Here is an 8,714-nt window from a genome sequence, read left to right on the forward strand (position 1 = left end):
AACTATTCTCCGTAAATCTTAACTATTAAGGCATCTTCGCTTTTTGATAAATCAGCACCAATAGCACCAGTCCAATCAACTTTATTACGTAAAATCTCTATAGGTTGAGGATTTGATAATATAAATAATTGAGTGCTTTTAGTTATCTTGTACCGGGTGGCATCGCACTCATTGCAATAAGGTATAGCTAAGATGCTGCCTAACGAGTCTGTATTTGGTGACCAGTTTATAATTAATTTTTTATACTCAATAATATCGATTCCATCTGTGCTGTTATTAGCGCTAACCAAGTGTGTAAAGGGTATTAAAAAAAATAATAAATAAGATAGTTTTTTCATAATTAATTCTTAATGTTGTTCTGAAAGGTTAATCCCTGAAACTGGTTGCTGCTTACTTTGCTTTCAGTAACTGCTTTAGTTTCTAACTCGTAATCAATGCATACAAACCGATCTAAGCTTGAACCGTCGCCGCAGCTTGTATCTTTAACAAATCTTAGTTTTGTTTCACGAATATCTTTTAAACCTGATTTGTTTTTTATTTCGACTTGAGCGCGGGACGTGCCAGGTAAAGTTTTTAGTATTTCTATATCTGTATCAACTGGTTGCTGTAGAGCTTCAAATAAAAAATCGCGCTCTTTTGCAGAACTATTGAAACTATTTAACCTAAATGCAAGTTCACTTTGTGCTTGTTGAAAAATATAGTTTTTTGTTTGAGCGTGACCAGACATTGACTCTTCAAAATTAGCAAACTTTAACCCTGTTGCAGCAGCTAACATCATAATGACTAAAAAAACTAAACCAATAATTAATGTTGAGCCTTTTTGCTTATTTAATAAGTAGTAATTCATACTAATAATTACCTAAGGTTTACATTTTTAATTTGAACTGTAGTAGTAAATACTTGACGTAATTGCTTGTCATTGTATTTAAATGGGGCGTTATCAAATAGATAAAATACTTTTTCACTAGCCTGTGTAGAATTTAAAGAGGAGTTAACTATTACAGCAACACGGACGGATCGAACAATATTCCAGTTATCTACATCATTTGCACTAACATAGCGTGTCACAGATTCTGAGTTAATTTTATCAGCAAGGCCGTATTGGATTTGTAAGGTATCTACACCTTCCACCAAAATACCGTCTGCGTAAGTACTTGTAATAGTTTCTTTACCGTCATACTCCTTTGACTTGCAAGCTAAACTTTTAGCTGTTGGGTTGGTTTCAGTGGGAGTTTCAACCACAGTATAAACATTAATAATGACTCCTTGATTATCAGAAACTACTTTCCCTGCACAGTCGTAACGTTTTCCGTCCGCATTTATAGGTGGTTGAAAGGCAAGGCTAATACGATCAGTGTCCTTTGCATCTGCTGTGCAGTATGAAGTATCAAAGCTACAGCCTTTATCTTTCGGAGGAATAATAGCGTAAGGAAGAGTATCTATTGTTTTAGGATCAATATATCCTGCTTGACGTAAACTCTGGGTAAGGAAGTCCAAAGAAAAGCGACCATTTTCTTGTAAACGGGCAATACCTTCATTTACTGAGTAGCTATCACGACTAGTAAGAAATACTTGAATAATTCCTAAAACTAGAAACATCCCTATTGCTAAAGCCACCATAAGCTCAACTAGACTTAAACCTTTTTGTAATACAGCGTTCATCGTTGGATCTCCTGTGAGAAGGCACCAGCGATTTCACCAAAGGCATATTTGTCTTCTTTATGTGGTTCGTACCACTTGGCATTCAAAATCAAAGAGTCGTTTTCTTGTTTTAGCTGCAGGACTCCGTCTGTTGTGGCAACAATTGAATCTCGACTATTAAAGAATATACCTGGTAGCGCATAATGTTGAGTCTGACTACAAAACGTATCCCAGCGGTCAAAAGTTGCCATTTCTTGTGCGGTGCAAGCTTGAGCTTTAGTAACTTGCCCTGTCTTAGGATCTGTATAACTGGCGCAAGCTTTGGCAGGCTTAGCATTGCATTTAACTGTCGCCAAGAAGGTATCATTACTAGCGTGCTTGTTTGTTCGCATTCTCTCTACTAAGTCTTGCATGAGCCAAACTGCATGAGAGCGCTGAATGCTAGCATTTGTGCTTTGAATAGCTTTTAGCTGCATGGCTGCGAGGCCAAGAATTCCAATACTAACAATGAGTAAAGTGATTAAAACTTCAATTAAGGAAAAACCGTTTTTCTGTGCTTTCATGTGTTAACTCTTTTGTACAACTTGGCAAATAGTATCGCTAGCAGTTAATACTCTTGCACGACCTTGTCGGTTAATATCAATACAACGTAACGAGCCTTCATTAAGGTTTTTATCATTAGAGTCAGGTTGTAATGTAATAAAGCCTGTTCCTGACTCTAATGAACCACGAGCAGTAAAAACGAGTTGCGTAGATGCATACTGTGTATTTGGGCTGGAAATAATGTGGTTCGAAGAAACCTCAAACTGACGTAATACGTCGCTAGTGTTAGAGCAATTTTTGCCTTTAGGGACAACGCACCAACCATTTACCCAACGATCATTATTACTGGTTTTCATTGGTACTACAGCAATAGGTTTTTGTAGTTTCATTGCTTCACTGCGGGCATACATTAAAGTCAGTGCTAGCTCACTTGTTTGGCTTTTAACCTCTTGTTTTATAACAAATTTATAAAAATTTGGTACAGCAATAAATAGAACTATTCCTAATACCGCAATAGTTACCATCAGCTCAATAAGCGTGAAGGCGCGCATGAAACGTATATGAGTCATGGCTTACTCCTAAAATGTAGGCTTTATAGGGCTTGTTTAGAGGTCTGCAGTTGGTAAAACAACATTATACAAATAAACATATAATTTTTATGGATATTAATACAACTTATTGTTTTTTTCAGAGAAAAATAAGAAAGTTAAGGTCTTATCCTGACGAACGGTACTTTTTCACGTTTAAGTGGTGAATTAGTTCTACTTTTATGGAGTTCACAAGAGAAGATGGCGATTTTAATCAATACCGTGCGCAGCAGGTAACGCACGGTCTCTTTTAATTAGTCTTAATAGCGTGCTTGCATACAATAGCTTTCTTAAACACCTTAATCCTTAACCAAGCCACAATGACAGCCATAATCAAGAAGAAACCAATATAGCCGAATACAGGGTACACTTTGCCTACAAGGGCTGTGAAACCTATAGAGCTGGCAGCATAAGCGATTAAGCCAATTATTATGGTGCTGTAACGAAAATGACGGGTTCCAGCCACTTGAAAGCGGGCGATGAAAGAAAATAGCATGGCAACACCCGTATTTAGCACCATGCCTAAAATCACCAAAGATAATGCCAAGCCAATAAAAGGTGAAACTTTATCAGCTAAGCCTAGCATTGGCATGGATAAACCAGCAGTGATATCCAAGCGAGACAGCATGCCTAATGACATAATTGCCATTAAAATACCTAAGGTTGCGCCACCCAAAATGCCACCCCATGTAGCACTACGTTCGCCTGTTGCATTGCCACCCATAATAGCTAACATGGGGACGCCAGCAATAAAGTTATAGGACACAAACAACAGAGCAGCGATCAACCAATGGGTAGCTCCTTTGGGTTGTTCTTGTGCTATTAGTCCTAATTCGTCAAAAGATAGTTCACGACTAAAAAACGCATAGCCTGATAAATACAGCGCAATTAAAATTAAGAAAGGCGTGACGATACCAATTAGCATAATGACTCGTTGAATGTCTAAACACACCACAGCAATGATGGCAGCAGTAACCAGCAAGCCTCCAACTGAAGTGTCTAACGCGTATTGCTGTTGTAGCAAAGCGGCACCGCCTGCAATCATTACTACCGTAATGGCAAACATAAAAAAGGTAATTGACCAGTCAATAAACTGACCTAAATACTTGCCACAAATAGCAGTAATGACTTGCTTATGGGAAACGGCTTTTACGCGACTTCCAATATTGGCTAACGACATACCTAAAAACGCAAACAATACAGCGCCCAGTACTGAACCTAAGATGCCCCACATGCCAAAATTAACAAAAAATAACGCAATTTCTTGTCCAGAGGCGTAGCCTGCGCCGACTAAAACGCCGACTAAGGCGCTGGCAATCTTGATACTTTCTTTCATGGCCGATCCTCATTGTGTACCACCAGTGTTGCCATCTTAAAAATGAGGAAACACGGCTTATATGCAGGTTTTGCTAAGTTTTATTAGACGCCAAACTGTCACAAAGGGCTATGGTTATTTATTGCGTATATTTTTACTTTTAAGCAAAATAATTAATAACTATAAATATAAAATTCAAATTTATGCTAAAAAATTATGATAATTACAGTTATTTTTTAAGAGTGGCTGCAGGCGTTATCGAGTTTGTCAGCTAATCAGAGACAGATTTTGTCTGCAGGCTGATCACTCTTGTAGGCTAAAACATGCTAGGTAAGTGTTAGCCCTAGAGAGCATTTTTGACATGCTCAGAAAGTAAAGCCAGATTGGGAAATGAGGCTTTAAGTATCAAGCTGGTTAATATTAATTTTTCCAGCATACTTATGGAGCAGTTCTTCTAGATCATGTAGCTCTTGCCCTGTTAGCTCAGATCGTTGGATCGAATATTTACGCGTATTTGCTGCAATTTCAATATAAGAATCACGTGCTTTTAGGGTGAGATCTGCATACGCAATGGTTGGCTCATCTTGCCCATTGCATGAAATCTGTAGCCCTTCTTTATCAAATAGCAGCGTGCTTATGTGTTTGTTGGATGGCAGATTAAATCGGATAGGAAATTCAATGTTTTCAAAGGCTGTAAAATAGAGGGTATAAGAAAACTGAGCTCTCATAGAACCATCTGACCAGATGTGTTTTTGAATGCGCGCAATATGGAAGTTCATCTCTGAGATTGAAAAGGCGTTACCTATTTTATAGTGCTCTAAGAACAGCTTATCTTGTGCATTGTCATGTTGCGAAAAAATATTTTTGGATTCGTAGGTCCCAGCTATGTATTGCTTAGTACCTGCAATAACTAGCTCGCCTAAGTGCAGTGTATAGGCGGGCTCGCTACTATTAATTTTCCTTTGGTGCATTACAATACCAATAATAATTGCAATGATTAATGCTAAAATAATAACAGCGAACCCAATGATTACAGGGTCCTCAAGTGCTTCCATTAGCTCTGACATAAAAGTCTCTTTAGTTGATGTTATTCATAAGTGCACAGTATGTAGCTGAGGCGGGCAGTATAGATCATTTGGGCGGAGATTAATGTGATAGAAAGTGGGGCAATAATCTGTTATTTAGGCTTTGAAAGAAAAGAGCGGAATGTCAAAAGTAATTAGTGCGTTCAAGCGATAAAGCTAAACCCACGTCAGCCCTATAGGTAATTCAAAACTGTCGTATTCTATATGCACAATGCGTCGGTGCTTGGAGGAAACATCTTTGCTGGACGAGTGCAGTAGGCGAGGGCGCATGATTAATAAATAGTCTGTTTTGGTAGAACAAAGATAAGTTGGAGACTGACTTACAATTAAATCTTGTTCGTTTTTGCTCAAAATACCCAAAGTATGGCTTTTAGAGAGAGCTTTAAGCACTCATCATCTAAATTGATATGCAATTTGCCCATTGCAATGTATCTGTGTTGGTTCTGCATCCTTCGTTTAAAGTTTCCGGCCATCTAATGGCTTCTCCATCATTTTTAAAAGTTGTTCTATCTTATGCCTAGTAATTAACCAGTTCTTTTTAGGCGCTTTATCTAAAAAATAAGATGCATTAATTTGTATCTAGCCTTTTGGCATGTTAAGCGTCTTGATGCTAGATCCTCAATAGCTAAACTTTTGCTAAGAAATTTAAGGGCATTTAAAGTTTGCGTTTTGTTAAGTCTCATTGATGGCACTATGTACTTGAGTTTTTTAATTAGCTATATTCAAAGGTAAACATTATGTAGCACACTATTTAATAAAAGGATGCTGTGATGATTAATTTTCAAGGTATAAAAAGAATTGTCATCTTAGGTGGAGGGACAGCAGGGTGGTACGCAGCACTAGCATTAAAAAAAATTTTTAGCCCAAATGTTGAAATTAGAGTTATAGAGTCAGAAAAAATAGGGATTGTAGGTGTAGGCGAGGGGGGGCTATTGAATTTTATTTCAGCCCTTAGATTTGTTGATATAGACCCAGACGAATTTAAGCAGGCTACTAATGCTACCTTTAAGTGGGGATTTAGCTATGAAGGCTGGCGAACGGGAAAGGCTGATGACGTATTTTACCACCCTTTTGGCTCAGCATCAGGTGTGGCAGCCAAATGGCATGAAAATGGGCATTATCCTTTATTTTCACTGATGATTAACCAAGGTATTCAATTAGATAGCTATATAAGAGGTATGCATTATATTAAAAATAATGTTACCCAAGAAGAAGCTCACAATGCGATATTGTCGGATAGTACAGATATCATCAACTCTTTCCATTTTGATAGCTATAAAACAGCTAAGTACCTTAAAAATAAAGCATTAGAACGAGGAGTCACTCATCAAGACGTAGTTATTGAGAGTGTTATTCGAGATCAGGAAGGCACAGTAACACATCTCATCACAGACACTAAGGAAAGTATAGCGCTCGATTTTATTATTGATGCTAGTGGGCTTGCTCGCAAAATCATATCTACTAGCAAAGAGGCAGATTGGGAGTCTTTTACCGATTATCTTATTCTAGATCGTGCTATACCTTTCTACATGCCTCATCCTAAGAAAAACCCTATGTTAGTGAGCCGCGCTATAGCTATGAGCTCAGGTTGGATGTGGCAAATTCCTCTCCAAGATAGGGTTGGGGCAGGCTATGTTTATAGTAGTCGACATCTATCAGATGAGGCAGCGGTAGCTGAAGTAAAGAATTATTTAGGTTTTGATGTCGAAATACAAAAAAATATAAAGTTTGAATCTGGATGCTATAAGCGCGTGTGGATAAAAAATATGCTGACTATTGGTCTAGCATCAGGTTTTGTTGAGCCGCTTGAGGCTACATCTATTAGCCAGATGGTGGAGGAAGTAAGAAACTTCACAAGAGTCATAGCTTTTAGTCAAGGTATTGTTTCCAGTAAAACAATTGCAGAGTTTAATGAGGCAAATTTACGTTCTTGGCATGGTATCCGTGACTTTTTAAGAATGCACTACGATGTACCCAGACGAGATACTGCTTTTTGGCGTGATGCAGCGCAAGCTAAATATCCTGACACATATTTTTCATTCAAAGAAATTGTAAGTTTAAGAGCACCAAGGCTGCTCGATATAGAAAACTATGCAATCAACGGATGGTATGGAATATTCCATATAATTAACTGGACTTTTGTGGCGGCAGCCTTGGGTTTAATACCTCCGCAGGCTGTTGTTAATGATTTGTTAGCTATTCCAGATGACAAAAAAGCAAGGTTGGAAAAGTTTTTAGAGTGGATAGATAAAAAGAAAACAATTAATAAAATAATATAATGTTAATTGCAATAATTTTTAAGTGAGATCTATGTCACAATATTAAACTGAATAGCTAATTATTATATTAATAATAGTTTTGTCTTGCGGGTTTAGTTTATGAAAAGTTTATATATTGGTGTCATTACAGACTCAAATAGAAACGCCAAAATCTTAACAGGGAAAGACGGTAAGACATTGCGCCTTAAAGCGCAAGCAAACGTTGAATACATTCTTGTTAACCCAGAAACTGGGTATGCCCCAGATGAAATTATTACATTAAGAGATGGTAATGACTTAAAAATCTTCTTTCTGGATGAAGAAGAGCCATCCATCATTATCACAGATTACTACCTATACCCATCGCAAGTGGTTGGACAGCTTGAAAGTGGGGATATAGTTGGATACACCCCTGTATCAACATTAGATACAGAAGCTATCGAAGCTTTAGTTGATAAAGCTAATGCTGTACAAGTATTAAATGGTGAACTGCAAGAGCCTGTAGTCTGGGTTGCTGATAATGATATCAACTGGGGACTGCTGGTATTCTTAGGGTTAGTTGCAGGTGGCGCTGCCGGTGGCGGCGGTGGTGGTGGCGGTCATGATGAAGGCGAGATAATCCCACCGCCCACACAGAAAACTACTATTACAGAAGTAGAGGATGATCTAGAGCCTGTAGTTGGTATTGTTGCCAACGATGGAGTGACTAATGATAATACTCCAACTATTAAAGGAATTTTAGATGCTCCTTTGGCTTCAGGTCAGGAAGTAGTTATTTATCGCAATGGGCAAGTAGTAGGTAAAGCCACAGTAACAGGCACCACCTGGACCTTTGAAGACAGCCTAGCAGGCGATGGCAAATACACCTACACAGCAGGCGTTAAAGATGCTGCTGGCAATGCCGGTGCCTTATCAAACGAATACCACATCACCTTAGACACCGCGAGCCCAGATCAAGTCGCCACTATTGATCAAATCATCGACGATGTTGACCCAATCCAAGGTGATATTGGCAACAACGGCACCACCAACGACAAAACCCCAACGCTCAAAGGCAGCCTAGACAAAACACTAGATAGCACAGAGCAACTGGTGATTTACCGTGATGGTAAAAAAGTAGGTATAGCCACAGTTAGCAACACCCAATGGGAATTTACTGACAGCATCGCCAACGACGGCAACTACACATACGTCGCCCGCGTAGAAGATGCAGCAGGCAACCAAGGCGTAGAATCTAACGAATACCAAATCACCTTAGATACCGCAGCGCCAAGCCAAACGGTGA

9 protein-coding genes are annotated in these 8,714 nt (G+C 38.6%); 2 read left to right on the forward strand and 7 right to left on the reverse strand.

What is annotated here, in order from left to right; genetic code table 11:
• Positions 1-2 precede the first annotated feature (2 nt).
• The 7 genes from VQ643_RS03275 to VQ643_RS03305 form a co-directional block, all read right to left on the reverse strand.
• Positions 3-338, reverse strand: coding sequence for a hypothetical protein (locus VQ643_RS03275; RefSeq protein ID WP_414197840.1), 336 nt, complete (start codon positions 336-338; stop codon positions 3-5).
• Between the two features lie 2 nt (positions 339-340).
• Entirely contained in the window at positions 341-847 is a 507-nt protein-coding gene (locus VQ643_RS03280) for a hypothetical protein (protein WP_414197841.1), read from the reverse strand.
• Between the two features lie 8 nt (positions 848-855).
• Positions 856-1,662 carry a PilW family protein gene (locus VQ643_RS03285; protein WP_414197842.1) on the reverse strand — a complete coding sequence of 269 codons (807 nt, stop codon included), beginning with the start codon at positions 1,660-1,662 and terminating at the stop codon, positions 856-858.
• Positions 1,659-2,204, reverse strand: a complete 546-nt coding sequence (pilV, locus tag VQ643_RS03290) for a type IV pilus modification protein PilV (protein ID WP_414197843.1) — start codon at positions 2,202-2,204, stop codon at positions 1,659-1,661. Before pilV ends, VQ643_RS03285 begins: the two co-directional genes overlap by 4 nt.
• Before the next feature lie 3 nt (positions 2,205-2,207).
• Positions 2,208-2,753 (reverse strand): GspH/FimT family pseudopilin, encoded by a 546-nt coding sequence (locus VQ643_RS03295; RefSeq protein WP_414197844.1) that lies wholly within the window; start codon positions 2,751-2,753, stop codon positions 2,208-2,210.
• A gap of 268 nt (positions 2,754-3,021) precedes the next feature.
• Positions 3,022-4,107, reverse strand: a complete 1,086-nt coding sequence (locus VQ643_RS03300; protein WP_414197845.1) for a hypothetical protein — start codon at positions 4,105-4,107, stop codon at positions 3,022-3,024.
• A gap of 377 nt (positions 4,108-4,484) precedes the next feature.
• Positions 4,485-5,153, reverse strand: a complete 669-nt coding sequence (locus VQ643_RS03305; RefSeq protein WP_414197846.1) for a hypothetical protein — start codon at positions 5,151-5,153, stop codon at positions 4,485-4,487.
• Positions 5,154-5,941: 788 nt separating this feature from the next.
• Between VQ643_RS03305 and VQ643_RS03310 the strand changes: the two genes are divergently transcribed.
• A complete protein-coding gene (locus VQ643_RS03310; RefSeq protein WP_414197847.1) occupies positions 5,942-7,450 on the forward strand; it encodes a tryptophan halogenase family protein in 1,509 nt (502 codons plus the stop codon).
• A 99-nt stretch (positions 7,451-7,549) separates the two neighbouring features.
• On the forward strand, positions 7,550-8,714 hold a 1,165-nt coding region (locus tag VQ643_RS03315), incomplete at its 3' end, for an Ig-like domain-containing protein (RefSeq protein WP_414197848.1).

It is taken from the genome of Pseudomonas sp. F1_0610 (genome assembly GCF_047470865.1).
In the GTDB taxonomy this organism is placed as follows: Bacteria; Pseudomonadota; Gammaproteobacteria; order Pseudomonadales; family Pseudomonadaceae; genus JAZDRH01.